This window comes from Microbacterium sp. C5A9 (assembly GCF_022627955.1).
GTDB lineage: Bacteria > Actinomycetota > Actinomycetes > Actinomycetales > Microbacteriaceae > Microbacterium.
This window is the reverse complement of the sequence record NZ_JABXGD010000004.1, coordinates 229,952-254,979: the sequence shown is the minus strand read 5'-3', so window position 1 is coordinate 254,979 and position 25,028 is coordinate 229,952. Positions and strand designations below refer to the sequence as shown.

At 69.7% G+C, this 25,028-nt stretch carries 24 protein-coding genes and 1 tRNA gene; 17 read left to right on the top strand and 8 right to left on the bottom strand.

The annotated features are described in order from the left end of the window. Nucleotides 1-2: 2 nt before the first annotated feature. Genes HWD99_RS09830 through HWD99_RS09810 form a run of 5 tightly spaced genes read left to right on the top strand, consistent with a single transcriptional unit; the run spans nt 3 to nt 4,309 of the window. Nucleotides 3-950 (top strand): dihydrodipicolinate synthase family protein, encoded by a 948-nt coding sequence (locus HWD99_RS09830; RefSeq protein WP_241796066.1) that lies wholly within the window; start codon nt 3-5, stop codon nt 948-950. Next, a complete protein-coding gene (locus HWD99_RS09825) occupies nt 950-1,894 on the top strand; it encodes an ROK family protein (RefSeq protein ID WP_241796065.1) in 945 nt (314 codons plus the stop codon). Before HWD99_RS09830 ends, HWD99_RS09825 begins: the two co-directional genes overlap by 1 nt. Beyond that, nucleotides 1,891-2,574, top strand: a complete 684-nt coding sequence (locus tag HWD99_RS09820) for an N-acetylmannosamine-6-phosphate 2-epimerase (RefSeq protein ID WP_241796064.1) — start codon at nt 1,891-1,893, stop codon at nt 2,572-2,574. Before HWD99_RS09825 ends, HWD99_RS09820 begins: the two co-directional genes overlap by 4 nt. Beyond that, the gene (gene nagB / locus HWD99_RS09815; protein ID WP_241796063.1) at nt 2,574-3,350 is read left to right on the top strand and encodes a glucosamine-6-phosphate deaminase; all 777 of its coding nucleotides are present in this window, start codon (nt 2,574-2,576) and stop codon (nt 3,348-3,350) included. Before HWD99_RS09820 ends, nagB begins: the two co-directional genes overlap by 1 nt. Then, nucleotides 3,347-4,309 carry a DUF4862 family protein gene (locus HWD99_RS09810; RefSeq protein WP_241796062.1) on the top strand — a complete coding sequence of 321 codons (963 nt, stop codon included), beginning with the start codon at nt 3,347-3,349 and terminating at the stop codon, nt 4,307-4,309. The genes nagB and HWD99_RS09810 overlap by 4 nt, the downstream gene beginning before the upstream one ends. On the opposite strand, the gene HWD99_RS09805 is transcribed toward HWD99_RS09810, so the two are convergent. The 3 genes from HWD99_RS09805 to HWD99_RS09795 form a co-directional block, all read right to left on the bottom strand. After that, nucleotides 4,275-5,198 carry a DUF1295 domain-containing protein gene (locus HWD99_RS09805; RefSeq protein WP_241796061.1) on the bottom strand — a complete coding sequence of 308 codons (924 nt, stop codon included), beginning with the start codon at nt 5,196-5,198 and terminating at the stop codon, nt 4,275-4,277. The genes HWD99_RS09810 and HWD99_RS09805 overlap by 35 nt on opposite strands. A 17-nt stretch (nt 5,199-5,215) precedes the next feature. After that, a complete protein-coding gene (locus tag HWD99_RS09800; protein WP_241796060.1) occupies nt 5,216-7,045 on the bottom strand; it encodes a long-chain fatty acid--CoA ligase in 1,830 nt (609 codons plus the stop codon). An 85-nt stretch (nt 7,046-7,130) separates the two neighbouring features. Further along, nucleotides 7,131-8,522, bottom strand: a complete 1,392-nt coding sequence (locus tag HWD99_RS09795) for a hypothetical protein (RefSeq protein WP_241796059.1) — start codon at nt 8,520-8,522, stop codon at nt 7,131-7,133. Nucleotides 8,523-8,795: 273 nt separating this feature from the next. Here HWD99_RS09795 and HWD99_RS09790 point away from each other — a divergent pair, with 273 nt between their 5' ends. Together HWD99_RS09790 and HWD99_RS09785 are read left to right on the top strand one after the other, a co-directional pair. Next, the gene (locus HWD99_RS09790) at nt 8,796-9,827 is read left to right on the top strand and encodes a hypothetical protein (RefSeq protein ID WP_241796058.1); all 1,032 of its coding nucleotides are present in this window, start codon (nt 8,796-8,798) and stop codon (nt 9,825-9,827) included. A 466-nt stretch (nt 9,828-10,293) separates the two neighbouring features. Continuing rightward, complete coding sequence (locus HWD99_RS09785; RefSeq protein ID WP_241796057.1) at nt 10,294-11,148, top strand: FRG domain-containing protein; 855 nt, start codon at nt 10,294-10,296, stop codon at nt 11,146-11,148. Between the two features lie 714 nt (nt 11,149-11,862). Here HWD99_RS09785 and HWD99_RS09780 read toward each other — a convergent pair. Continuing rightward, entirely contained in the window at nt 11,863-12,384 is a 522-nt protein-coding gene (locus HWD99_RS09780) for a hypothetical protein (RefSeq protein ID WP_241796056.1), read from the bottom strand. Between the two features lie 139 nt (nt 12,385-12,523). Continuing rightward, nucleotides 12,524-12,597: transfer RNA gene (locus HWD99_RS09775), tRNA-Gly, on the bottom strand. A 93-nt stretch (nt 12,598-12,690) separates the two neighbouring features. Between HWD99_RS09775 and dcd the strand changes: the two genes are divergently transcribed. From dcd to HWD99_RS09760, 3 genes are read left to right on the top strand one after another with little or no spacing between them, the layout of a single operon-like run. Then, the gene (gene dcd, locus HWD99_RS09770) at nt 12,691-13,296 is read left to right on the top strand and encodes a dCTP deaminase (RefSeq protein ID WP_241796055.1); all 606 of its coding nucleotides are present in this window, start codon (nt 12,691-12,693) and stop codon (nt 13,294-13,296) included. A gap of 1 nt (nt 13,297) precedes the next feature. Then, the gene (locus tag HWD99_RS09765) at nt 13,298-13,744 is read left to right on the top strand and encodes a hypothetical protein (protein WP_241796054.1); all 447 of its coding nucleotides are present in this window, start codon (nt 13,298-13,300) and stop codon (nt 13,742-13,744) included. Beyond that, nucleotides 13,737-13,964 (top strand): DUF2283 domain-containing protein, encoded by a 228-nt coding sequence (locus HWD99_RS09760; RefSeq protein WP_241796053.1) that lies wholly within the window; start codon nt 13,737-13,739, stop codon nt 13,962-13,964. The genes HWD99_RS09765 and HWD99_RS09760 overlap by 8 nt, the downstream gene beginning before the upstream one ends. A 150-nt stretch (nt 13,965-14,114) precedes the next feature. Here the strand turns inward: HWD99_RS09760 and HWD99_RS09755 are convergent, their stop codons facing one another. After that, complete coding sequence (locus HWD99_RS09755; RefSeq protein WP_241796052.1) at nt 14,115-14,990, bottom strand: hypothetical protein; 876 nt, start codon at nt 14,988-14,990, stop codon at nt 14,115-14,117. A gap of 105 nt (nt 14,991-15,095) precedes the next feature. On the opposite strand from HWD99_RS09755, the gene HWD99_RS09750 reads away from it, so the two are divergent. Continuing rightward, on the top strand, nt 15,096-15,662 hold the full coding sequence (locus tag HWD99_RS09750) for a MarR family winged helix-turn-helix transcriptional regulator (protein WP_241796051.1): 567 nt from the start codon (nt 15,096-15,098) through the stop codon (nt 15,660-15,662). A gap of 98 nt (nt 15,663-15,760) precedes the next feature. Here HWD99_RS09750 and HWD99_RS09745 read toward each other — a convergent pair whose 3' ends face one another. Both HWD99_RS09745 and HWD99_RS09740 read right to left on the bottom strand, forming a co-directional pair. Further along, nucleotides 15,761-16,699: a cation diffusion facilitator family transporter gene (locus HWD99_RS09745; protein ID WP_241796050.1), complete on the bottom strand. Its 939-nt coding sequence runs from the start codon at nt 16,697-16,699 to the stop codon at nt 15,761-15,763. 42 nt (nt 16,700-16,741) lie between these two features. Beyond that, nucleotides 16,742-17,575 (bottom strand): DUF1684 domain-containing protein, encoded by an 834-nt coding sequence (locus HWD99_RS09740; protein ID WP_241796049.1) that lies wholly within the window; start codon nt 17,573-17,575, stop codon nt 16,742-16,744. 190 nt (nt 17,576-17,765) lie between these two features. Between HWD99_RS09740 and HWD99_RS09735 the strand changes: the two genes are divergently transcribed. From HWD99_RS09735 to HWD99_RS09710, 6 genes are all read left to right on the top strand, one after another. Continuing rightward, nucleotides 17,766-19,556 (top strand): FAD-dependent monooxygenase, encoded by a 1,791-nt coding sequence (locus tag HWD99_RS09735; RefSeq protein WP_241796048.1) that lies wholly within the window; start codon nt 17,766-17,768, stop codon nt 19,554-19,556. Between the two features lie 201 nt (nt 19,557-19,757). Beyond that, nucleotides 19,758-21,290, top strand: coding sequence for an ABC transporter substrate-binding protein (locus HWD99_RS09730; RefSeq protein WP_241796047.1), 1,533 nt, complete (start codon nt 19,758-19,760; stop codon nt 21,288-21,290). Between the two features lie 76 nt (nt 21,291-21,366). Next, nucleotides 21,367-22,413, top strand: coding sequence for an ABC transporter permease (locus tag HWD99_RS09725; RefSeq protein WP_241796046.1), 1,047 nt, complete (start codon nt 21,367-21,369; stop codon nt 22,411-22,413). 1 nt (nt 22,414) lies between these two features. Continuing rightward, nucleotides 22,415-23,329: an ABC transporter permease gene (locus HWD99_RS09720; protein ID WP_241796045.1), complete on the top strand. Its 915-nt coding sequence runs from the start codon at nt 22,415-22,417 to the stop codon at nt 23,327-23,329. Further along, a complete protein-coding gene (locus HWD99_RS09715; protein ID WP_241796044.1) occupies nt 23,326-24,198 on the top strand; it encodes an ABC transporter ATP-binding protein in 873 nt (290 codons plus the stop codon). Before HWD99_RS09720 ends, HWD99_RS09715 begins: the two co-directional genes overlap by 4 nt. Further along, nucleotides 24,191-25,027, top strand: coding sequence for an ABC transporter ATP-binding protein (locus tag HWD99_RS09710; protein WP_241796043.1), 837 nt, complete (start codon nt 24,191-24,193; stop codon nt 25,025-25,027). Before HWD99_RS09715 ends, HWD99_RS09710 begins: the two co-directional genes overlap by 8 nt. Nucleotide 25,028: the final 1 nt, after the last annotated feature.

The window sequence follows — 25,028 nt, the reverse complement described above, 5'->3', positions numbered from 1 at the left end:
CCATGTCTGCTGCCCCCTCCCTCCCCACCTTCGCCGGCGTCGTCCCGCCCGTAGCCACACCTCTGCTGCCCGACGGCACGATCGACCACACCTCGCTCGAGCGGCTCGTCGAGCGTCTGATCGACGAGGGCGTGTCCGGGCTGTTCGCGCTGGGATCCACCGGCGAGACGGCCTACTTCACCGACGACCAACGCGTCGAACTGCTCACCACGATCGTGCGCGCCGCCGCCGGTCGGGTGCCGATCATCGCCGGAGCGATCGAGCTGACGGCACCCCGCATCATCGCCACGGCCCGTCGCCTCGTCGACGCCGGGGCGCAGGCGATCGTCACGACGGCACCGCTCTACACGCTCAACTCCGTCACCGAGGTGGCTGAGCACTTCCGCATGATCGCCGCGGCCATCGACGTGCCGCTGTGGGCCTACGACGTGCCTGTCCGCGTGCATTCGAAGCTCGGCATCGACATGCTCGTGCAGCTCGGCACGGAAGGCGTCATCCACGGCGTCAAGGACTCGTCGGGAGACGACGTCTCGTTCCGCCGCCTGATCGCGGCCAACGTCGCGGCCGGTCGGCCGCTCCAGCTGCTCACCGGACACGAGCTCGTGGTCGACGCCATGGCTCTGGCCGGCGCCGACGGAGTGGTGCCGGGCTTCGCGAACGTCGAGGCCGAGGGATACGTGCGGCTGTGGGATGCCGCCGCGAACGGCGACTGGAATGCGGCGCGCACCGAGCAGGAGCGCATCAACCGTCTGTTCGACATCGTGTTCCAGCCGAGCGGGCTGTCGGGTGACGCCACCGGTGTCGGCGCCTTCAAGGCGGCGATGCACGCGCGCGGCATCATCGACCATCCGACCATGGCCGTGACCGTGCAGTCCCTCGACGCCGACACGGTCGCGCGCATCCGGAGCATCCTCTCCGAGCAGGGGATCCTTCCCGTCTCCGTCGCCTGATGATCGCCGAGAACGACGTCGTCCTGGCGGTCGACATCGGCGGCACGAAGACGGCGGTCGCGCTCGCCGACCGCGACGACGTGCTGCTGCGCGTGGAATCCGCGCCGACGCCTGCGGCCCTCGGGCCCGCGGCCGTCGTCGCCACCGTGATCGGGCTCGCACGGCGGCTGCTCCCCTCGGGCGCACGGCCTCTCGCGGGCGTGGGCATCGGGACGGCGGGCGTCGTGGACGTCTCCACCGGCACGATCGTCTCGGCGACGGACACGTTCGCCGACTGGCCGGGGACCCCACTCGCCGACGAGGTGCGGCGTGCCCTGGGCGCGCTCGTCGACGCGCACGCGCCGGTCGTGGTGCAGAACGATGTCGACGCCCACGCGGCGGGAGAGTTCCGCCACGGCGCGGCAGCCGGCGCCTCGAGCGCGCTGATCGTCGCGGTCGGCACGGGTGTCGGCGCAGGGGTGATGCTCGGCGGCGAGGCCGTCCGCGGGGCGCACCACGTCGCGGGCGAGATCGCCCACATGCCGACGCCCGGGGCAGAGCACCTGCGGTGTCCGTGCGGACGTCGGGGCCATCTCGAGGCCGTCGGCTCGGGCATCGGGATGCACCGCCACTTCCTGCACCTCGGCGGAGACCCCGCCGTGCGCGACGCCCGAGGTGTCGCCGCCGCCGCGGAGACCGGCGACCCTCTGGCCCGGCGCGCTCTCGCCGATTCGGCATCCGCCGTCGGTCGTGCGCTCGCCGGGGCCGCCACCCTGATCGACCCCGAGCGCATCGTGATCACCGGCGGCGTGCCGAACATCGGCGACGCGTGGTGGGAGCCGATGCGCCGCGCGTTCGCCGCCGACGCCATCGATCGGCTCCAGTCCACCCCGATCCTGCCGGGCGTGCTCGGCGACGAGGCGCCGCTCCGCGGCGCCGCAGCTTCCGCCTGGAGGGCGAGATGACATCCACCGACATCCTCGAGTCCCTGCGAGCCGGGCTCGTCGTGTCCTGCCAGGCCTACCCGGGAGAGGCGATGCGCGACCCCCGCACCATGGCGCAGATCGCGCAGGCCGCGCTCGTCGGCGGAGCCGCCGGCATCCGCGTCCAGGGCGTCGACGACATCGCGGCGGTGGCCGACCTCCCCGTGCCCGTGATCGGCCTGTGGAAGGACGGTGACGGCGACGTCTTCATCACGCCCACCCTCGAGCACGCGAAGGCCGTCGCCGATGCGGGCGCCGACGTCATCGCGATCGACGGCACGCGCAGGCCCCGGCCCGACGGGCTGAGCCTGGCGCAGACGGTCGCGGGAATCCGTCGCCACACGGATGCGCTGATCATGGCGGACTGCGGTTCGCTCGACGACGCGCTCGCCGCCGAGGCGGCCGGAGCGGACATCCTGGGAACCACGCTCGCCGGCTACACCTCCGAGCGCCCGAAGACCGCCGGTCCGGATCTCGAGCTGATCGGGCTGCTGGCCCGTCACTGCACCCTTCCGATCATCGCGGAGGGCCGGATCCACACCCCCGCCCATGCGGCCGCCGCGGCCGCCACGGGGGCCTTCGCGGTGTGCGTCGGCACCGCGATCACCCACCCCGCGACCATCACGTCGTGGTTCGTCGCCGCCCTGACCGAGGAGAACTGATGGACGTCGTCATCGCACCCGAAGACGAACTGGGCGAGATCGTCGCCGACGAGATCGCGACGCTGTTCGCCGCCCGACCGGATGCCGTGCTCGGCCTCGCGACGGGGTCCAGCCCGCTGCGCATCTACGACGCCGTCGCTGCGCGCGTCGCGCAGGGGCGGCTCTCGCTGGCCCGTGCCCGCGGCTTCATGCTCGACGAGTACGTCGGACTGGCGCCCGGGCATCCGTGCCGCTACAGCACGGTGATCGATCAGGACTTCGTCTCCCGCGTCGACTTCGCCCCCGGCGCGGTGCTCGGACCGGACGGTGATGCCGACGACCTCGATGCGGCATGCGCGGACTACGAGGAGGCGATCCGCGCGGCGGGCGGTGTCGACCTGCAGATCCTCGGCATCGGCACCGACGGGCACATCGCGTTCAACGAGCCGGGCTCGTCGCTGGCATCGCGGACGCGGGTGAAGACCCTCACCGCGCAGACTCGGGAGGACAACGCCCGGTTCTTCGACGGCGATGTCGACACGGTTCCCCGGCACTGCCTCACCCAGGGGCTGGGCACGATCATGGAGGCGCGACGGATCGTGCTCGTCGCCACCGGCGACGCCAAAGCCGAGGCCGTCGCGCAGCTCGTCGAAGGGGCGGTCTCCGCCCGGTGGCCGGCGACGGTGCTCCAGCACCACCGTCGCGTCATGGTGCTCGTCGACGAGGCGGCCGCGTCGTCGCTCGAGCTCGCCGACTACTACCGCGACACCCGGACCCATCGTCACCTCGTGTCATGACCCGGTCGCTTCCGCCGGTGCTCGTCAGCTCCTACGCGATCTCGCCCGCGCACACGACATGGGACCCCGCCCTGGAGGCCGAACTCCTGCCGGCCCTCTGCGCGCTTCCCGGAGTCGCGGGTCTGGAGGTGCCATGGCTGGGTGGCATCCATCCGCACGATCCCGCCTGGTTCCTGAGGCACGTGCCGGCCGGTGCCGAACTCGCGGTGACCGCGCTGCCGTGGGTGATGAAGAGGTGCGGTGCCGATGCGCGTCACGGGATCGCCTCTCCGGATGACGACGGACGTCGCGCCGCCCTCGCCGATCTCCGCGCGCTGGCCGATGACGTGCGGCGGATCGACAGCGACAGCGATGCCTCCGTGACGATCGTCGCCCTGCACACCGCGCCGCAGGGGCGAGGCGATCGGTCGGCGCTCGCCGCGTCTCTCGCCGAGATCTCCGCGTGGGACTGGTCGGGCGCGCAGCTCGTGATCGAGCACTGCGACGCGGCGGTGCCGACTCATCCCTGGGAGAAGGGCTTCCTGCCCCTCGCCGCTGAGATCGCGGCGATCCGCGATGCCGATGCGCCCGTGCAGCTCTGGCTCAACTGGGGGCGGTCCGTGATCGAGACGCGCGATGCCGACGCGGTGACCGACCAGATCGCCGACGCCGCCGCCACGGCGCTGCTCGCCGGGCTGACCTTCTCTGGGTCCGCGGCGGTCGACGGCCCCTACGGCGCGGCGTGGTCGGACGGGCATCTGCCGCTCGCCGCGGCGGATCCCCGGTCGGGATCGCTGCTGGACGCCGAGCACGTCGCGGCCGCGATCTCGGCCGCCGGGCCGCTGGAGCGCATCGGGCTGAAGGTGAGCAGGCGCCCGCAGGACCGCACGGTCCGCGACCTCGTCGGGACCGTCGCGGACAACCTCGACGCCGTGCGGTCGGCTCCTACGCCGCGGTCTCCCGCACCGTCGGGCGGGTGAGCCGCGGGATCAGCGACGGCGTGCTCTCGCGGTAGGCGACGTAGTCGGCGCGGTCGCCCCACTTCTTCTCGGCCCGGGCCTCGAGCAGCGGGATGCCGCTGACGCGCGTGAGCAGCAGGATCACGAACAGCGGCGAGAGCAGCGCGACCCACTGCCAGCCGACGAGCACGGGAGCGGCCGTGAGGAACACGCCGACCCAGATCACGATCTCGCCGAAGTAGTTGGGGTGACGCGAGCGCGACCACAGCCCGGTGCGGATGAACTCGTCCTTGTTGCGCGGGTCGGCGCGGAAGGCCGACTTCTGCGCGTCGGCGACGATCTCGATCACCATGCCGAGCACCCACACGACGATCCCGACGACGGTGAGCCAGGTGAGGGGCTGCCGCGCACCGGCATCCGTGCTGATCGCGATCCAGGCCGCGGCTGCCGTGATCGACACCCACGCACCCTGGATCACCCACACCTGCAGGAAGCGCACGGGCGATCCCTTGATCTCGTCGAACCGGCCGTCGGACCCGGCCTTGTGCACGCGCATCGCCAGGAACGACCCGAGGCGCACCGCCCACAGCATCACCATCGCCGCGAGGATCCAGCTGCGCGCGTCGGGCATGGGCGTCAGCAGCACGAGCGCCGCCGAGATGACGAAGAAGGTGAGGCTGCCGGTGAGGTCGAAGAACCTCTCGGTGCGCAGGATCATCGCCGGGATGAACGCGATGATCTGGATCGCGTAGGCCGCGGCGACCGCGAGCGCGAACAGGGGGATTCCGCCCAGCGTCGCGCCTCCCTGGCTGCCGGCGACGGCGACGAGCGCGCCGATGGCGAGGGCGACGATGATCGCGATCAGCGAGGACCGCGAGGACTTGGCGTTGGTGGGGGTGGGGGAGGACATGCTGTTCTTTCCGGTTCTCAGAGGTAGAGGTCTTCGACGGTGACGGCCGCGCGATCGAGCACGACGCTCCGCTTGAGCTTCATGGTGGGCGTGACCAGGCCGCGGTCTTCGAGGTCGGCGAACACCACGCTGAAGCGACGGACCTGCTCGCTGCGCGCCACGAGCGCGTTGGCGGCGTCGACGGCGCGCTGCAGGTGAGCGCGAAGGGCCGGATCGGTCACCTCGCGGATGTCGGGCTGGGCGATCGGCGGGATGACGGTGCCCTGCGCCGCGGCCCACGCCTCGGTCTGCTCCGGGTCGAGGACGAGGAGGGCCGAGAGGTAGGGCTTACCCTCGCCCACCATCACCGCGTGCGAGACGAGCGCGTCGGCTTCGACGGCGCTCTCCCAGCGGGTCGGCACGATCGTCTTGCCGTTCGACGTCACGATCACGTCCTTGAGTCGGCCCTCGAGGATCAGCCTGCCTCGCTCGTCGAGGCGCCCCAGATCGCCGGTGCGGAAGAAGCCGTCGACGAAGGCGCCCTCGTCGTGGGCCGGGTTGCGGTAGCCGCCGAAGACGCCGACCCCGCGGGCCAGCACCTCGCCCTCGTCGCTGATGCGCACTGTCAGGCCGGGCAGCGGCGAGCCGACGGTTCCCGAGGCGATGCGGCCGGGCAGGTTGCCCGTGAGCGGCGCGGTCGTCTCGGTGAGTCCGTAGCCCTCGATGACGGGAACGCCGATGCCGCGGAAGAAGAGAGACAGGTCCGCGTCGAGCGCGGCCCCGCCCGACAGGATGTAGCCGACGCGTCCGCCCATCACGGTGCGGAGGCGGCGGTAGAAGAGTGCGTCGAAGAAGCGGTGGCGCAGCGTGAGGCCGAGGTCCTTCGAGATGCGTCGGCCGGCGTCGATCTTCTCTTCTCGGCGGCCCCAGGCGAGGGCCGTCGAGACGGCCTTCGCCCACACGCCCGAGAGGTGCTTGTCTGCGGCCTTGTCTGCGGCCGCCGCCTTGATCTTCTGCAGCACGCGCGGCACCACGACCAGGAACGTCGGGCGCAGCGTGTCGAGCGTGGCGACCACCGTCGACGGGTCGGAGAGGTGCGCGATGCGCATGCCGCTCGCCAGGCAGATCAGCTGCAGCCCGCGCGCCAGCACATGCGCGAGCGGCAGGAAGATGACGGTGTTGCCGTTCTCGTTCACGATCTCGCGGTAGGCGGCGGCGATGTTGAGCACCTGACCGAGGAAGTTCCGGTGCGTGAGCACGACGCCCTTGGGCTCGCCCGTGGTGCCCGAGGTGTAGACGATCGTGGCGGGGTCGTCCTGGGTGGCGAGCGTCCGGCGGGCCTCGAGCGCCTCGTCGGTCACGGCGACGCCGCGCGAGACGAGCTCGGGGAGGGTGCCGGATGCCGCGGCATCCATGCTCCATGCGCCGAAGGTCTCGTCGTCTGTCTGCGCGAGCGCCGCCGCGAGCAGCGCCACGTGCTCTGCGGTGCCGCCGATCGCGAGCCGCACTCCGGCGTCCGCGATGATCGCGTCCACCTGCGAGGGCGAGGAGGTCTCGTAGATCGGCACGACGACGGCGCCGGCGAACCAGGCGGCCAGGTCGGCGACGGCCCACTCGTAGCGGGTCGGCGCCATGATGGCGATCGGGTCTCCGGCCTGGATGCCCTGAGCGACGAAGCCCTTGGCGAGGGCACGCACCTGGTCGGAGAACTCCCGGGTCGTGATCGGGCGCCAGGGCGCGATGGCATCCGCTCCCGCGACCTCGAAGGCGACGTGATCAGGAGCCGCTGCAGCACGCGCGACCAGCAGGTCGGTGATGTTGCGGTACCCGTCGAGGGATGCAAGCGGCGGGGTCGATGACTCGATCATCGGGGGCTCCTCTCGGGCGCGCGGGAACGGGCCCATCTGCTTCTGTTCGGAGCCGACGAAGAATCGGATGGGACGTTATGCGCCGTCACTCCATGAGCTGTCGGATGCTGACGCCGCCGGCGCCGTGCGACGGCGCGATGAGATCGTCGTCCTGAGCGCCCGTGTGCGTGGACCCGGAGGCGATCTGCTCGGCGATCGCCTGCAGATCCGTCGCGGTGGATGCCTCGTACGTCTCGTAGTCCTGGATGGCGAGGTCGAGGTTGCGCGCACCGTTGTCGAGGTCGTAGGCGAACTCCTGCAGAAGGGTGCTGGTCATCGTCGTGAGGGAGATGACGGCATTGCCGGGGCCGTTCATGCTCGAGCCGACCGTGTAGGGCCGTGTCGTGGTCTCGGCGAACTGAGTGCCCAACTGGACCACAGGGTCTGCTTGCCCGCGGGCGTACTCGGCGGCGTTGGGCATGTACGACCGCGCCAGGTTGTAGGCCCGTGCCGGCTCGACGTGCAGGTCGGCGGCGGGGAGGAGGTCGTAGATCGGGGCGGGGGTCAGCATGAATGCAGCGGAGTTCGCGCGCACGGAATCGGCGGTCTCGTTCAGCGCCGTCCGCAGCGACGTCTCTTCACGGGAGAGCGCGCGAGAGAGCTCGCGGAGGCTCGACGAGAGGGAGGAGAGCCCACCGTCGACGTCGGAGAAGCTGATGCTCTCCTCGGCGGCGGCCGCGGGGGGAGTGAGTTTGTCGGCGAGGCCGACGAGGATTCCCCCACCCGCGAGCACGAGCGCACTCGTTCCCCCCGAGGGCACGAACAGTGCGACGCCGGCGATCGCCGCCCCGACGACCGCGAGGACGGTCTTCGCGTCTCCGCCGCCGCGACCGGAGAGCGATCGGAACGCGTCGACGTGGCCTTCCAGTCTCTCGTCGAGGTCTTCCTTGGCCTTGAGGAGGACGTTCTGCTCGGCGAGGGCCGCTTGCTGGACGACCTCCACCATGGCGGTCAACCGGAGCGACCGGAGTCCGCCCTCGTCGATGTACCGAGTCTTGAAGTCGTTGAGGGCCGGGCTGGCGATGCAGTCCGACTCGTGGAACATCCGGCTCATGGCGCTGGCGAGGTCGCCTCCGACCGTCATCACCGACGATGCCTCGTTCATCGTCGCGCCGCCGAGTTTCGAGATGATGCTCGCACACGCGGTGTCGACGGCATCCATCGACGAGGCCTCGGGCAGTTCCTCCCAGTCGGCGACCGAGTCGTCGATGGAGGTGACGATCGTGTCCCAGCCCTCCTGGAGCCGGGAGCGGATGCCGTCGATCCGCGCTTCGGTGTCCTCGGGCTCTTCGGAGTACCCCAGTCCCCAGACGGGGCTGGAGGTCACGGTGCAGCTGTACGGCCCGGACTCCGAGGGTCGAGAGACCTCGTACTGCTCGGAAGGCCCGTACGAGGTGACGTACTTGTCATCCAGTTGCGTGTAGGTGTTCTCTGCCATCCACGCATCGATGGCGGCTCTCTTCAGCCGACCCGTGACATCCGCAAGACTGCCCATTCTCTTCCCCTCCGCCGACGCACGTCCCCTCCGGATCGCGCAGGTTATCCGCCAGCGTACCGAGAGCGTCGGGCGGAAGCGAGAGCATGCCGCGGGGGAGAAAGGCGCTACTGTCTCGGTCAGCCGACGTCTCGGCAACCTCCCGTCGGCGTCGGGGTGACGCCGTAGTCTGACGGGACACGCTCGATGAGGACCTCAGGGACAGGGATCGGACCAGTGACGACAACTTCGACGACGGGCAGTTCGCCGACGACGCCCGCGGCACGACGCGGTCGACGCGTCTGGATCGCGGTGGGTGCAGTCGTGCTCGCGGTCGGTGGGTATCTGACCGCGGCAGCGCTGGTGTCGAACTCCAGCGATCCGTCGGAGACGGTGCGCTCGTACCTCGCGGCGATCGCCGACGGTGATGCGTCGACCGCGGCGCAGATCGTCGATCCGGACGCATCCGGCATCGATGCGGCGTACCTGACCGATGAGGTGCTCGGGGCCGCCACCGAGCGCATCGAGGTGGTGTCTGTCACCACGACCACGCGGGAGGGCGGCACCGCGGAGGTGACGGCGGCGATGGAGCTCGCCTCACAGACCTTCACCCATACGTTCACGATGACGAGGGATGCGGGTGCCTACTGGCTGCTGCAGCCGGGATGGCGCCCGGACGCGCCGCTGACGGTCGAGGCCACCGTGTCCGTGCGGGACAGCATCTCCCTCGCGGGCGTGGAGCAGGTCGACCTCGCCGGCACCGAACTCGCGCTCGCCGTGAAAGACGTCGCCGGAGTGTCTGCGAACTCCCGGTCGGAGTCGGTGCCGGTGTATCCCGCCGTCTACGGCCTGACCGGCCCGGACATGGGTACCTACTTCACCATCGCGCCCGATGAGCTGGTAGCCATCCCGCCGACAGCGACGGCCGAACTCTCGGTCGCGGCAACGGAGGCGCTGCAGAAGGCCCTGCTGGATGCGGCGAACGTGCAAGCGAACGCCTGCGTCGAACCCGGGACCGCGGCGGATGTCGTGTGTCCTCTGCTTCTCAGGCAACAGGATCCATCGACGACCGGGGTCATCCAGGCGCCGTACGACGTGACCTTCCGGACCGGCCACCGATTCATGGTCGACGTCATCTTCTGGTACCGCCCGGAGGGGGGAACCTCGTCGGGGACCGGCACGACCGACTACACGACCGATCTCATCGGCAGGTACACCGTAGACGGCGATGACGTGACGGTCGAGTTCCTCCCCTGGGACGAGCTCTGACGTCCGCTGCTGAGTTCGGCGACCGCAGGGGGCTCATGGAGGGGCTGACGGGAATCGAACCCGCGCTATCTGCTTGGGAAGCAGGTTGCACGCTTCCTGGCTCCCGCGAGGCGGCGGGGCAGGCGGGGGGGGGCATGGTGTCTAGTGGTGTCAAGTTGTGGCACGTGATCGCTCCTAGTGGCACGAAACTGGCACGGTTCTAGCCTCGCTCGGTGGGTCCATGGCCGACCCTTGCGGGGTTTCGAGGTAAGAAAAGGCGCACCGGCCGAAGGCGTCCTCTCGCGGCTCCAGAGCGCGTCTACCTGGGGTTGCATTTGGTGCAAGGACAAGGGCCCAATGAAAGGTTCCGTCCACGTTATTGTCGCGCGCCTGCCGCAGGCGATAAGGTCCGGTGGGGGTGCCAATGATCGGGCAAGTGTGGAAAGACGCAGGGTGGTATTACGAGCCCAAGTCTGCGTCTGACGTAATGACTGCGATCGCCCGAGTAGGCACGCATGGTTCCAATCACCGGTTTGCATGGCGTGGGCTGGCGAACTGCAACTACGCGCTGGCTTCTTCGCTGCATCGCCAACTGGTCAAAGAAGGGCAGTCGGTCACTGAGGAAGCCCTTCGGGAGCGTGAGGACCTCATTCTGGCGGAGGCTCGCCGCTGGGGCCTGGGCGTTGAGGGTGGCCACCTCGTGGATGATCTGCAACTACTCGCGGATCTGCAACACTTCGGTATCCCAACGCGCATGGTGGACGTCACGAGCAATCCCGTGACCGCGCTCTGGTTTGCCGCCGAGCATGTCACCCGTGACCCTGAAGCGCCTCCGGCGACGCACTCCAATACGGGCCTGTTGGTCGCCATCAACATGCCCTGGTATCGCGAAGCCGCGGAGGGGACCAAACCCCAAACCGTGTTCAAGACCGTGAGCAGCCCCCCCGCGACGTGGGGCGATCTTGGCGGCCTTTCCGCGAAACGTCAGGCGGGCCTCCGTCTAGATACGCCGTTCCTGGTGAGTTCGAGCATGCCTAACCCGAGGTTAAGGGCGCAGGAAGGGTACTTTCTCGCGAGCGCTCATCCAGGAACGGCCCGTGGCCCGATGACGAGTTTGCGGATTCCCGTGCCAGACGGGGACTCTAGCGAAGTCGAGTCGCTTCTAACCGGGGACAGGAAGCGCGGCCTGCCTCGCATGCTTCCGTTCGTCGCGATCTTCATCAATGCCGCTGTGAAGAAGCAATTGAGGACCTACCTGCGCCTTACTTACAGTCGCACGGCTAAAACACTATTTCCGGACTACGCGGGCTTCCGTGATTTCGGTAAATGGAAAGCGCGGTAGGGCGGCCCGTTTCCAGGACCCGGACCGCCCCAGTCTTTGGGGTGAACCATCTACGCGCTGACGCGCCCCACGTCCTCCAGCATGTAGCGGATCCCGTTGTCGGAGCCGGGCACGTCGATGTGCACCCGGTTCCGTCCATTAGCAACCGGTAGCTGTCCGGGTCCGCGCGGTGGAGGAGGCTCAGCGATTCGTGGGTGGCCTCGCCGTGCTCCTCCAGGTTCCCGAGGATCGCGCGCCACGCGGCGGGTTCAGTGGCGGCACGCTCCTCCTCAGCGACTGCGCGTGCCGCGGGGGCCACCTGGGTGAGGCGCTCCCAGATCAGGCCCTCGTAGGCGGCGAGGAGCCGGTCCCGGTCCTCGTGCACCAGCAGGTGCGGCATGACTTCCAGGTCGTCCAGGATGGCGGCCAGGCGAGTGCGGTCCGCGCGGGCGATCACTTCCTGGAGGCGCATGCCCGGCGCCCCCGGACAGTTCCACGTGCACGACCTCAGACATGCAGGGCTCACCCTCGCGGCCCAGGCCCGGGGCACGACGCGCGAACCTATGGTGCGCGCTGGCCACCGCGCCGCGCTCATCTATCAGCACGCCGCGGAGGAGGGAAATGCAGTCCTGGCGGGCGCGATGGATGCCCTCACCGCGGCGGCTGTCAATCGAGCCCGTCCGCCGCGACTGGAAGCCGCCCTGCATCTGGAGATGACGACGCCAGAGAGTCGCGCTACGCCCTGATCGCGAGGGCGCGCCTCACCGCGGCAACAAACTTGTCCTTGGCTCGCCCTCGTGCCTCGCTGTCGTCGCCCGGGATAGCGTCGGTGAAGTCGTTGAATGCGTCTAGCACGTCATTCGGCCCCAGCACTTCCAGAGTCGCCGCTACGTCGCCCAGTTCTTCCAGCACGGGAGAAAGTTGCTCAACAACTCCCCGCATTTCCGCGGCGAGGTTCTGCATCTCCACGGCTGCCTCGCCGTCGCCAGCCAATGCCTTGGCTTCCAGTGCCTCCGACCGCGCCATCATTTCGTCGCCCTCGCCTCGATAGCGAGCGTATCTATCGGCCAGTGCGAGTGCGCGAGTGAAGCCGTTGTACCGGTGTTCCTTTACCCAGCGCTTGTGATCCCGGCGCGACTGCCATCCGGCGAGCACTAACCCTGCAATCGCGGTCACGCCAGCCGCCCCGAAGATGGACAGGAGAACAAGCACCGTAGGGTCGAGGGACGGCGGCACTGGGGCGGCGGCAAGGATCACGGCACGAGCCTAGCGAGGGTGCTCGGGGGGCCGTCCAAACCTCCTACTGGCACGCCCATGGCACGGGGAGGCCTGCACTCAGGTGATGGAGGATTGAACGTGGCCGACCAAAATGACTTTTGACCTGGGGATAACTGCTTGGAGGGGCTGACGGGAATCGAACCCGCGCTATCTGCTTGGGAAGCAGAAGTTCTGCCATTGAACTACAGCCCCGTACCCGAACCGAGGAGCGGGTGAACGCAAGCCTACCCGCACGATCGGCCAGGGCCAAAGTGTCGGCGGCATACAGGTGGGTAGGCTGGTGCCGTGCTTCTCAGCGACCGCGACATCAGAGCAGAACTCGCCGCCGGCCGGATCGGCCTGGAACCGCATGAGCCGGAGATGATCCAGCCGTCGAGCATCGACGTGCGTTTGGACCGCTACTTCCGCCTCTTCGACAACCACAAGTACCCGTTCATCGACCCGTCGGTCGACCAGCCCGAGCTGACGCGGTTGATCGAGGTCGACCCCGACGAGCCGTTCATCCTGCATCCGGGCGAGTTCGCTCTCGGCGCGACGTTCGAGCAGGTGACCCTGTCGGATGACATCGCGGCTCGCCTCGAGGGCAAGTCGTCGCTCGGTCGCCTCGGGCTCATCACGCACTCGACCGCCGGATTCATCGACCCCGGCTTCACGGGGCACGTGACGCTCGAGCTCGCGAACGTCGCGACGCTGCCGATCAAGCTGTGGCCGGGCATGAAGATCGGTCAGCTGTGCTTCTTCCGCCTGACCTCGCCGGCCGAGAACCCGTACGGCTCGGGTCCCTACGGCAACCGCTACCAGGGGCAGCGCGGGCCGACGGCATCCCGGTCGTTCCAGAACTTCCACAAGACGAACGTCGGCACGACCGACGTCGGAGCCGTAGGAGGCTGACATGAGCGGTGACAGCAGAGACCCGAACATCCCGTCGGAGGATGCTGTCATCCCGCCGCCGCCGGAGGCGCCCATCCCTGACGATCTCCTGTCGCCACCGCGCACGGAGGCGTCGATCCCGGATGCGGTGATCCCGCCGGCCGATGTCGTGATCCCGCCGCCTCCTCCCGAGGCGATGCTGCCGACGACCCGCAGGTCTCGGCCCAAGCCCGCGATCCTCACGGGCGACCAGCCTGCGCCGGTCGCCGCGGACTGGGCTCAGCCGTCGGTGGCTCCGGAGGTTCCGACGTCCGGTGGGTATCGGGTGCTCTCCGCCGTGATCTTCGCGTTCCTGGTGGTGCTCCTCGTCGGTGCGATCGCCGCTGCGTTCTACCTCGGCACCATCACCTTCGCGTTCGGAGACGATCCCGGATCCGTCGCCCCCGCCGCGGCCGAGTGGCGTGGGTGACCTGAGGTGCGACTCGGAGGCCGACGCGGCGTACGCGACGATCGGCCGGCCGATCCGTCCCGGCGAGGCGGCCCGGCAGGTGCCGGTGACATTGCCGGACGACCTCTCGGGAGAGCTGATCCTCGACTTCGACCGCGAGGGGCACCTGCTCGGCGTCGAGATCCTCGGCGCATCGCGGCTGCTGCGGCCGGATCTGCTGGCGCCTTCCGAGAACGACTGAGCGTCCCCGACCCCTGGTGGGTCACCCTGGCGGGGTCGAAAAAGCGCCTGTCCAGGCTGATCGGGGTGCGCGTTCGACCCCGCAACGACGGAGACGGCGCCCCTCCGATCGGAATCGGAGAGGCGCCGGGAGTGAAGGATGCGGATGCCGTCAGGCGTCGCGACCGCGGGCGAAGCCGGCATCGAAGCCGCGCTCATAGGCGTGCTGCGCCGAGCGAGCGGCCCGGTGGTCGCCGTGGTCGCGGTGTCCGCCGTGTCCCCGGTGGTCGCCGTGGTCGCCGTGGCCCTCGCGGGGGTCGTGGCGGTGGTCGCTGTGCGCGTCGGCGAAGCGGTTGTGGCCGCGGTGGCCGCGGTGCGCACAGGCGCGATCGCCGAAGTCGGCATCCGCTCCCGGTCCGTGGTCCGGGCCGAAGGCCGGGCCGCGTCCGAACGGGCGTCCGTGGCGACGGCCGAAGCCGCGCTCGCCGAAACCGTGCCCGGTTCCGTAGCCGTGCTCGGGGCCGAAACCGTGGCGGCCGAAACCGCGCGGTCCGAATCCGTGGCGACGACCGCGTCCGCGGGGGAGCGGCGTCTCCTCGTCCCACCCGAAGGCGCGGGCGATCTGCTCGAGTGAAGCGAGGGTGGTCGCGAGGTCCTCGGGCGATACGGCGTCGGTGACGGTGGCGCGGATGTTGTCGACGATGCCGCCGAGGCGTTCCTTGGCCGCGCGACCATCGTCGGTGAGCGTCCAGCCTTCGCCGTCGGCGATGACCCAACCGCGGTCGATGAGATCGTGCAGCTTGTGGGCGTTCAGCGGGCGACGCGCGGGCGCCGTGCCGTCGATCACGTTCAGGATCCGCCAGTCGCGGCGGCTCGCGTGCTCGCCCTCGAAGGCCGAGGCGAACTCGGCCGACATCAGGCGGTCGACCGCCTTGAGCCAGAATCCGAACGGACGAGACGCGCTGTCCGTGTTCTGAGTGGAGTCTGCGGCCTGGGCGGAGGCTGCGTTCTGCGGGGTGTCTGTGTTCTGTGAGTCAGAGGTGTTCATGGGTGAAGTCCTTAGATGTCATGGAGCATGTGCTTGTCACTATGCATGTATATGTAGTGTGACATGGAGTATGGATGCATGTCAAGTCGCATGTAAAATCGAGGGGTGAGTGCCGCAGAGAACGACCCCGCCGAGGCCATCGCCCATGCCCTGTCCCGCCTGCGTGGACGGCGCCCGGGTGATCGAGGACGGGGGCCGCGCGGTATGGGTGGGCCGCACGGTTGGCACGGCGGGCCGCATCCCGATCACTTCGATCACGGCGACGGGCATCGTCACGCCGGGCATCCGGGTGTGCCGGGGATCCCGCCGTGGGCGAGTGATCCGTCCGGCCGCTTCGGCGGACCGGCGCGCATGCGGATGCTCGAGGCGCTCGCCGCCGCATCCGCTCCTCTGAGCGTCAGCGATCTCGGCGCTGCGATCGGTGTCGACCAGCCGCGTGCCTCACGGCTCGTGCAGCAGGGCGTCGCCCATGGTCTCGTGCGACGAGAGGCGGATCCCGACGATGCACGGCGCACGCGCATCGCTCTGACCGACGAGGGGCGCACGGTCGCTCGCGGCATGCGAGGGGAGCGGCGTGAAGCCCTCAACAAGGCGCTCGCCGCCTTCACCGACGACGAGCGCGAACAGCTTGCGACGCTGCTGAACAAGCTCGCCGACAACTGGGGGAACTGAGTCCGCGCCGAGGGCGGAGCGCGCGGGGCTGATGTGAGGCGGACACTCGTCTGTGCCCCTATCCCTCCGTGTGGACGCGTGCGGGATCAGCGGGCCGCTCAGCGCGTCGTCGACGGGGTGCTGCCCCCTCCGAAGGCGAGCGACTCCTCGTCGTCGACCGAGAGCGACAGCACCACCGTCTCGACGACGGGGTGCGCCTCGATCTGCTGCTCGATCTCGCGCAGACGACGGGCCACATCGTGCTCCCGAGCGTCACCGGCGAGGTCGACCTCGGCGACGATGAACAGGCGGTTCGGTCCCACGTATTCGATGTGCAGGTATGTGAGTCGCTGGATCTGCGGCGACCCGAGCAGCGCGCGACCCACCCGGTCCCGCAGGGCGGGCGACGCGTTCGAGCCGACGAGAAAGGCGATGTTGCGCCCGATCAGGATGATCGCCACGATCCCGAGCAGGATGCCGACGAGGATCGACCCCACGGCATCCCAGGCCGCGACCCCGGTGACCTGATGCATCGCGATCGCCCCGGCGGCGAGGACGAGACCGATGAGCGCCGCCATGTCCTCGAAGAACACGGCCCGTAGCGTCGTGTCACTGGTGTCGAGCACATAGTCCCAGGTCGACGACCCCCGCTCGCGCGCGAGGCGTCTCGACTTCACCATCGCCTGCGTGAACGACGCCCCCTCCAGCACGAACGCGATGCCGAGCACGGTGTACGCGACGGCGGGGCTCTCGACCGGCCCGGTCTCCGCCAGCTCCTGCACGCCGTGCATGATCGAGACGATCGAGCCGGCCGTGAAGATTCCGAATGCCGCGATGAGCGACCAGACGAACGCGGCGCGGCCGTATCCGAGGGGATGCCGCTCATCCTTCGCTCGCGCGCCGCGGCGGTCGGCGATGAGGAGGAAGATCTCGTTGCCGGCATCCGCCCACGAGTGCGCAGCCTCGGCCACCATCGACGCCGACGAGGTGAGCACGGCCGCGACGGTCTTGGCGATCGCGACGAGGATGTTGGCGAGGAAAGCGATGATGACCGTCACGCGGTCAGGCTACTCCGCCTCAGAGGCGCGGGGCGCAGGCGGCTACGACGTCCGGGCGAGCGGCGTCTTCTCGCCGGCCTCGACCGCGAAGGGCAGCCAGTTCTCGGCAGGCGCCAACGGGCACGGCGAATAGTCCGTGTACGCGCACTGCAGGTTCCTCGCGCGGTTGAAGTCCAGCACCACGCGGCGGTCGCCACCACTCGGCAGCGTCACGGCCAGAGTCCGGCTCGCCCCATAGGTGGTGACGCCGCTCGTCGCATCGCGGAACAGCAGCACCGCGGCATCCGGGCCCTGCCCGATCAGCGTGACAGCCGACTCGACGCCGTCGACCGAGAACCGCACCCGCCCCGGTGTCGCATGCACGTGCGCGATCGACGGGATCGCCGCCGCGATGTCGATGTCGCGCAGCGGCTCCGGTTCGAACACGCCCTCGATCACCCATCGTTCGTCGGGCGCGAAGGTCGGAGTGCCGGCGTAATCGGTTCGCAGCGCATGCTCCGGATGCAGCGGCCGCACGATGTCGCGTCCACCGCGCTTGGAGACCTCGATCACCGCATCCTCGAAACGCGCCCGGTGGAACGTGCGCTCGTCGATCACGCCCCACTGGTGCACCCCGCGTATCGTGACGCCGTCGACGTCGAGCACCTGGCCGGCGTCGAGCTGGACCACCACACCCTCGGGGCCCGTCGTCCAGGTGCCCGGCACGTCGTCGAAACGCTGCGGCTCCTCGCTCAGCAGATTGAAGCTCGTGTACGCGAGGAAGCTGTGCGGGGTCCGCCGCTGCGCCTCGATGCCGTCATGCCAGTGCTGCCACTCCCGCGCGAAATCCGCGCTGGTCGCCGTGGTGGTCGTGGTGGCGTCGGTGGTGATCGTCATGGGTGCCTCCGGTCCGTTTCGAGGTGCGCCCACAGTAGCCATCGGCACCCGACGTCCGGATGCCAGCGGTCGGCCCGTGTCGCCCGGTGACGCTGCGTGACGCCTGCGGTAGTTCTGTGACGTCACGGCCGCACGCACCGGCGCTCAGGCGAAGGATGTTCAGCATTCCCGACCCAGCCCGGAGGTTCCCATGGTCGCCCAGAACGAGATCAGCCGCGGAGAGCGGCACGTCGACACCGTGCTGCTCGCGCACGCCACGCCGCCGCAGGAGGTCGAGGTGCTCGTCGTGGGTGCCGGCCCGTCCGGCCTCGCGACCGCCCTCGAGCTCAACCGGCAGAAGGTCGATGTGGCGGTGGTCGACGCGGCGACCTCGTTCCGGCTGATCCGTGCCGGGGCGATGGGACACAGCGCCCGCACCGTGGAGTTCTTCCAGCAGTGGCGCGTCGAAGACCGCATCCGCCGGGGCTGGACCTTCCCACCGGAGTGGAACCTCGGCACGACGTTCCGCACCTCGCTGATCGGGCACGACCTGACACGACCGGGCACGCCCACGGGCCGCCCGGCGTTCACCGGCCGATCCGAGAACCCGTACTCGCTGGCCGAGTCGCTGCGACGACCGCAGACCGCCCTGCAGCAGGCCTTCCTCGATCAGCTCGCCGAGCTCGACGTGCCGGTGGCCGGCGGGTGGCGGCTGCTCTCGCTCCTCGAGAGCGGTTCGGGCGATGAGAGCGACCCGGGTGCGTGCGACGGGATCATCGCGACGGTCGAGCACGTCGAGACCGGGGCGGTCCGCCGCATCCGCGCCAAGTACGTGGTCGGGGCCGACGGTGCCCGCAGCACCGTGCGCACGCTCGCCGGCATCGAGCGAGACGGCGCCTATGCGACCGACCGGCACTTCCGGTTCGTGGTGCGCACAGAGGGCGACTATGCCGGACGCGATCCGTTCCCGAGCGCGGTGAACGTGATCGTCAACGGCATCCACTCGGGCTTCCTCGCAGCCCTCAACGAGACCGACTGGCGCGTGTATGCGGGGCCGTATCCGCTCGAGCACACACCCACCGAAGAAGAGCTGCTCACCCTCGCCCGCGCCGCCTTCGGCTCCGACCTCGCGCTGCAGGTGGTCGATGTGACCCCGTACTTCAAGAGCACACGCCTCGCGAAGACCTTCCGGCAGGGCCGAGTGCTGCTCGTCGGCGACGCCGCCCATGTGCGCACGCCCGGCGGCAACCTCGGCGAGGGCTTCGGTGACGTGTTCAACCTCGGCTGGAAGCTCGCGGCCGTGCTGCGAGGCACCGGCGGCGAGGCCCTGCTCGACTCCTACGACCGGGAGCGCCGCCCCCACAACGCCCGCGTCGGCGCCTCGGCCAAGGCACGCGCGGACCGCACCGAGCGCAACGTCGACGAGGCTCGGCGCCTCGGCTTCCCCGCTGACGACGACACCACCCCCGCCGCCGAGGAGCGGCGCGACCGCATCCGCGAGATCCTCGCCCAGGGGCAGCGCCGCGACGTCGGCGTGTACTTCGACGAGCGATACGACGACTCCCCGGTGATCGCGTACGAACCCGATCAGGGGGCGACCGAGACGCCCTGGGATCCGGGCGTCTACGTGCCGGGCGGACGACCGGGGCACCGCGCTCCCAACGGCATCATCGACCCCTACGGCGTCACGCTGTACGACCGGATCGGCGCAGACGTGGCGCTGCTCGTGCTCTCCGACGACGTCTCGGCGGTCGCCGGCTTCGCCGCGGCGGCGCGCGATCGGGCGATCGGACTCGAGATCATCCATCTGCCGGATGCCGCCGCGCGCGAGCTCTACGGTGCTCCGTTCGCTCTCGTGCGGCCGGACCACCATGTCGCCTGGCGGGGCGCGGATGCCGCCGATGCCGGAGCCGTGCTCGATCGCGTCTACGGGCGGCTTCCGGCACAGGACACGCTCGTGACCGCGGCGACCGCGGCGACCGCGGCTCCGGCGAGCCTCTGATCGGCGCCGGAGACGCGCGTCGTCGGAGTCCTCCGGCGACGACATGTGACGCCAGGTTTCGTCGCCGGAACCTTTGTGACGGCGCCCTATCGCCGGCCACCGGACCCCCGTCAGGATGGCCAGCACCCGCACCGACATCGGCACTGACGCCCGCCCCCGCATCCCGGAACACCAGACCGACACCGCAGAACGGAACAGCTCATGACCCGCAGATTCACCCGACTTCGAACCGCAGCCGCGGCGCTGCTCGTGGGAGCCCTCGCGCTCACCGCGTGCGCGGCGACTCCGGCGTCGAACAGCTCAGGAGACGACGACGGCGAGTCCGTGCTGCGCTGGGCCGCGACGCTGCCCGCCCACTGGGACCCGATCGTGCAGGGCTCCGGATTCGGCTTCAACCTGACCGCCCTCGCCTACGCCTCGCTGACCGAGATCGACGAGAAGGGCGAGGCGGCTCCCGGTCTCGCCGAGAGCTGGGACTACAACGACGAGGGCACCGCCGTCACGTTCCACCTGCGTGAGGGACTGGTGTTCCAGGACGGCGAGCCGCTGAACGCCGAGGCCGTCAAGCTCTACATCGAACGGGCGAAGACGCAGGAGAACTCGGCGCTGTTCGGCGATCTGACCTCGATCGACTCGGTCACGGCCGACAGCGAGACCGACGTCACGGTGCACCTGAACCAGGTCGACCACCAGATCCCGCTGCTGCTGGGCAAGCGCACCGCGCAGATCACGAGCCCGGTCGCCGCCGAGGACCCGGCGAAGCTCGACCAGTGGCCCGTCGGCGCGGGACCCTTCACGGTCACCGAGTACGTGCCCGAGTCGCACATCTACTTCGAGAAGAACCCCGACTACTGGGATGCCGACAACATCCACATCGATCGCGTCGAGCTCTCGACCGCTCCCGACCCGTCGACCCTGGTCGCCTCGATCCAGACCGGGGTCTACGACTTCGCCTACGGTCTGGCTCCCGCGCAGTACGACGCCGCGATCGACGCGGGCCTCGACGTGGCGACGCACCCCGTGTACTCCGCGTCGAACCTCAGCCTCAACATCAACAAGGCGCCGTTCGACGACCCCGCCGTCGTCGACGCGGTCCGCCACGCGATCGACCGCGACGAGCTCGTCGAGAAGGTCACCTTCGGTCTCGGCTACGCGACCACGCAGCCGTTCCCCGAGGGGTACATCGCGTACGACGACGAGTCCGAGGACCTGTGGCCCTACGACCCCGAGGAGTCCAAGAAGATCCTCGCGGACGCCGGGTACGAGCCCGGCGAGATCGTCGTCGACTTCGTGGTCAGCGCGGATGCGGTCATCAACGAGGTCATCCAGGCGCAACTCGCCGCCGTCGGCATCACCGCCAACATCACGGTGGCCCCCGACTGGGCGACGCCCTTCTTCGCGAAGGACCTCGTGCTCTCGACCTACGGCACCACCGGTCGCGAGTCTCCAGTGCAGACCCTGACGGCGCACTTCGGTCCCGACGGTCCTCTGAACCTGTCGAGCCCGTATGTGCCGGAGGGCTTCGACGAGGCGATCAAGATCGCCCGCGAGACCCCGCTCGACGCGCCGGACTACGCCGAGAACCTGCAGGAGGCCACACGTGCGGGGCTTCAGAGCGGCGCCCTGGTCTTCACGGTGGGCGTGCCCACGCTCATCGTGAAGTCGCCGAAGGTCTCCGATCTGCCTCAGATCCCGGGACAGATCAGCCTGACCGGCGTCACCGTCAGCGACTAGCGGATGCCGCGGGCCCCCTGCCGCACTGCAGGGGGCCCGCATTCGGATCGACAGAACAGGAAAGGAGAACAACAGCATGACCGCCCTCGCCTCAGCCCCCGTGCAGAAGCCCGGACCCGTGACGGCCAATGCCGCCGGCACGCAGCTCCGCGCCGGCGCACACCTCGCGACAGCGGGCCGCCTCATCGGCCACACGGTGATCGTGTTCGCGACCGTCTTCCTGTTCGCGACCTTCATCACCTTCGCGCTGCAGGGACTCAGCGGCCTCAGCCCCGCGCACCTGCAGCTCTCCGAGTCAGCGACGCCCGAGCAGATCGCCGCCCTCGAGCACGAGTGGGGCCTCGATCGGCCCTTCCTCGTGCAGTACCTCCACTGGTTCGGCGGCATCCTGCAGGGCGATCTCGGCAACAGCTGGTTCAACGGGGCACCCGTCGGCGAGCTCCTCGTCTCGCGTGCCGCGATCAGCCTCTCGGTGGCCGGGCTCGCGCTCGTCATCGGGGTCGTCTTCGGATTCGGTCTCGGCGTGCTCGCCGCCGCCTACCCGACCAGCATCCTCGACCGCTCGATCACCGGCTTCACGACGGTCATCTCGGTCATGCCGTCGTTCGTCGTCGGCATCGCGCTCGTGGCGATCTTCGCGGTGACGCTCGGCTGGTTCCCCTCGGCCGGGTACATCCCGATCGAGCAGGGCGGCGTGGGCCTCTGGCTCTGGCACCTCTGGCTCCCGGCCATCGCGCTCAGCTTCGACACGATCGCCGACCTCGCCCGACAGATGCGCGTGGGCCTCATCCAGGCCTATCGCGAGAACTACGTCACCGGGGCCCGGATGCGCGGTCTCAGCTCGCGCCGCATCTTCGTCGTGCACGCCCTGCGCAACGGCATCGGACCCGCGCTCACGGTGCTGGGCATGAAGTTCCCCGCTCTCCTCGGCGGCGCCGTGGTCACCGAGGCGATCTTCGGGCTCGCGGGCTTCGGCAAGTTCGCCGCCGACTCCGCCAACCGCGGCGACGTGCCCGCGGTGCAGGGGGTCCTGGTGATCGCGATCGTCCTGGTCGTGGTCTTCAACCTCATCGTCAACCTGGTGCTGGTGCGCCTGAACCCCGCATCCGCGAGAGGAGTCTGAGATGATCCGTCGCATCCTCGCGCTGCCGGCCGGACGCTTCGCCACCGCGTTCCTCGTCTTCATCGCCTTCCTCGCGGTCGCCGGTCCCGTGCTGGCGCCGTACGACCCGCTCCTCGGCACCTCCGACATCCTCGCCGGGCCGTCGGCGGCGCACTGGCTCGGCACCGACTACCTCGGTCGCGACGTGCTCAGCCGCATCCTCGCCGGTGCCCCCATCAGCGTGTTCGGCGCCGTGCAGGTCGCCGTGATCGCGCTGTTCGCGGGCGCCGTCCCCGGCATCCTGTCCGTCTACCTCGGCCGGGTCTTCGAATGGCTCACGCTGCGCTTCGTCGACACCCTGATCGCGCTGCCGTTCCTCGTGTTCGCCGTCGCGGTCACGGCGCTGCTCGGCAACGGCATCCCGCAGGCGATGCTCACGGTCGGCATCCTCGTCTCCCCGCTCTTCTACCGGGTCTCGCGGGCGGCGACCCTGAGCGTCGCGAGGTCGCAGTACGTCGAGGCGGCGATCCTCTCGGGCGCGCGCACCGGCTGGGTCGTCCGCACGCATGTGTGGTCGAAGGTGCTGCCGCCGATCGCGATCGCCACGGCCAACACCCTCGGCATCGGCTTCGTGATCGTCTCGAGCCTCACGTTCCTCGGCATCGGCATCCAGCCGCCCGCGCCGTCGTGGGGCGGCGTGCTCGCCAGCGACCTCGGCTATCTCACGCAGCGACCGTACGCGCCGATCTTCACGACCGTGCTGATCATGCTGTCGGTGTGGGCGTTCAACCTGCTCGCCGACGTCATCCGCGACGTGGCGGGGGAGTCGGGGCGCACGCTGCTCACCGAGCGGGGTGCCGCACGGGATGCGGCGCGCCGCCGCCGCACGGACACCGCCGCGTCCGAGGACGCCCTCGTCGGAAGGAGCTCGTCATGACCATCGAGATCGAAGGGATCGAGATCGAACGCGCCGCAGCAGCGGAAGCCGAGAGCATCCTGCGCCTGGAGGACGTGCGCATCGCACACCGTCACACGGGCGAGGAGCTCGTGCGCGGCGTGAGCTTCGATCTGCGCCCCGGCAGGGTCGTCGGCATCGTCGGCGAGTCCGGCAGCGGCAAGACCCTCACGTGCCGGGCGATCCTCGGCATCCTGCCCCGGCTCTTCCACATCTCCGGGGGCCGCGTCGAACTGTTCGGCCGCGACATCGCCGGGCTCAGCGCCCGCGACTGGGAGCAGCTGCGGGGCGTCAGCATCACGGCCGTCTTCCAAGACCCGGGGTCGTACCTGAACCCCTCGCTGCGGGTCGGCCCGCAGATCGTCGAGGCGCTGCGTGTGCGCGGCGGGCTGAGGCGCCGCGAAGCCAAGCGCCGCACCATCGAGCTGCTCGACGACGTGCGGCTGCGCGACCCCGAGCTGATCTACCGCAGCTACCCGCACGAGCTGTCCGGTGGCATGCTCCAGCGCGTGCTGATCGCATCGGCCATCTCGCTCGAGCCGCGCATCCTGATCGCCGATGAGGTCACGACCGCTCTCGACGTGACGGTGCAGGCCGAGATCCTCGATCTGCTGACCGACCTCACACAGCAGCACGATCTCGCCCTCATCGTGGTCTCGCACGACCTCGCGGTCATCGCCCAGACGTGCGACGACGTGCTCGTGCTCCGGCAGGGCGAGGTCGTCGAGCAGGGCGAGGCGAAGAGCATCCTGTTCGCCCCGCAGCACGAGTACACCCGCCTGCTGATCGACGAGCACAACACCTACGGCCTCGACCGCTTCCGCGAGCCGGCGGGGGTGCATCATGGCTGAGTCCTCGACCGCGATCCGGATCGACGGGCTGCAGGTGTCGTACGGCACAGGGCGGCACCGGACCCGGATCATCCACGAGGCGTCGTTCGACGTGGGCGTCGGCGAGTCGGTGGGCATCATCGGCGAGACCGGATCGGGCAAGTCGACGATCGCGCGGGCCGTGGTCGGGCTCGTCCCCGCGCAGGCCGGCACGGTGCGCATCGGCGACGAGGAGGTCAGCGCGTTCGGCGCGCGGCAGTGGCGGGACTTCCGTCGCCGGGGCGCCGTGCAGTACGTGTTCCAGGATCCGCTGCGCGCTCTCGACCCCGACCTCACCATCGGCGACTCCCTCGCCGAACCGCTGCGGCTGCAGCGACGGCTCTCGAAAGAGCAGATCCGCGACCGCATCGACTTCCGACTCGAGCAGGTGCGACTGCCTCAGGACCTGCTGGTGCGCTTCCCCGGAGAGCTGTCTGGCGGTCAGCGCCAGCGTGTGCTCCTGGCCAGGGCGCTCGCGACAGAGCCCCGTGTGCTGATCCTCGACGAGCCGGTCAGCGCGCTCGATGCCGCCAACCGGGTCTCGGTCCTCGAGATCCTGAACGACCTGCGCGCCGCGGGCACCTCGCTCGTGTTCATCTCGCACGACCTCGGATCCGTCGCCGGAGTCACCGACCGCATCGTGGTGCTCTACCGCGGCGAGGTCGTCGAGGTCGGCCGCACGGCCGACATCGTGAACGACCCGCAGCATCCGTACACCCGACTGCTCGTCGGATCGGCCCCGAGCCTGCACACCGGCGCGATCGACCGCGAGGAGCGGGCACGCCTGCGCCGGGTGCTCGACGCCGGCTGAC

What these genes read in the sequence shown, in the direction of transcription:
- HWD99_RS09830 (WP_241796066.1), top strand. Translation starts at nt 3, where the DNA reads ATGTCTGCTGCCCCCTCCCTCCCCACCTTCGCCGGCGTCGTCCCGCCC.
- HWD99_RS09825 (WP_241796065.1), top strand. Translation starts at nt 950, where the DNA reads ATGATCGCCGAGAACGACGTCGTCCTGGCGGTCGACATCGGCGGCACG.
- HWD99_RS09820 (WP_241796064.1), top strand. Translation starts at nt 1,891, where the DNA reads ATGACATCCACCGACATCCTCGAGTCCCTGCGAGCCGGGCTCGTCGTG.
- nagB (WP_241796063.1), top strand. Translation starts at nt 2,574, where the DNA reads ATGGACGTCGTCATCGCACCCGAAGACGAACTGGGCGAGATCGTCGCC.
- HWD99_RS09810 (WP_241796062.1), top strand. Translation starts at nt 3,347, where the DNA reads ATGACCCGGTCGCTTCCGCCGGTGCTCGTCAGCTCCTACGCGATCTCG.
- HWD99_RS09805 (WP_241796061.1), bottom strand. Translation starts at nt 5,198, where the DNA reads ATGTCCTCCCCCACCCCCACCAACGCCAAGTCCTCGCGGTCCTCGCTG.
- HWD99_RS09800 (WP_241796060.1), bottom strand. Translation starts at nt 7,045, where the DNA reads ATGATCGAGTCATCGACCCCGCCGCTTGCATCCCTCGACGGGTACCGC.
- HWD99_RS09795 (WP_241796059.1), bottom strand. Translation starts at nt 8,522, where the DNA reads ATGGCAGAGAACACCTACACGCAACTGGATGACAAGTACGTCACCTCG.
- HWD99_RS09785 (WP_241796057.1), top strand. Translation starts at nt 10,294, where the DNA reads ATGACTGCGATCGCCCGAGTAGGCACGCATGGTTCCAATCACCGGTTT.
- HWD99_RS09765 (WP_241796054.1), top strand. Translation starts at nt 13,298, where the DNA reads ATGAGCGGTGACAGCAGAGACCCGAACATCCCGTCGGAGGATGCTGTC.
- HWD99_RS09755 (WP_241796052.1), bottom strand. Translation starts at nt 14,990, where the DNA reads ATGAACACCTCTGACTCACAGAACACAGACACCCCGCAGAACGCAGCC.
- HWD99_RS09740 (WP_241796049.1), bottom strand. Translation starts at nt 17,575, where the DNA reads ATGACGATCACCACCGACGCCACCACGACCACCACGGCGACCAGCGCG.
- HWD99_RS09735 (WP_241796048.1), top strand. Translation starts at nt 17,766, where the DNA reads ATGGTCGCCCAGAACGAGATCAGCCGCGGAGAGCGGCACGTCGACACC.
- HWD99_RS09730 (WP_241796047.1), top strand. Translation starts at nt 19,758, where the DNA reads ATGACCCGCAGATTCACCCGACTTCGAACCGCAGCCGCGGCGCTGCTC.
- HWD99_RS09725 (WP_241796046.1), top strand. Translation starts at nt 21,367, where the DNA reads ATGACCGCCCTCGCCTCAGCCCCCGTGCAGAAGCCCGGACCCGTGACG.
- HWD99_RS09720 (WP_241796045.1), top strand. Translation starts at nt 22,415, where the DNA reads ATGATCCGTCGCATCCTCGCGCTGCCGGCCGGACGCTTCGCCACCGCG.
- HWD99_RS09715 (WP_241796044.1), top strand. Translation starts at nt 23,326, where the DNA reads ATGACCATCGAGATCGAAGGGATCGAGATCGAACGCGCCGCAGCAGCG.
- HWD99_RS09710 (WP_241796043.1), top strand. Translation starts at nt 24,191, where the DNA reads ATGGCTGAGTCCTCGACCGCGATCCGGATCGACGGGCTGCAGGTGTCG.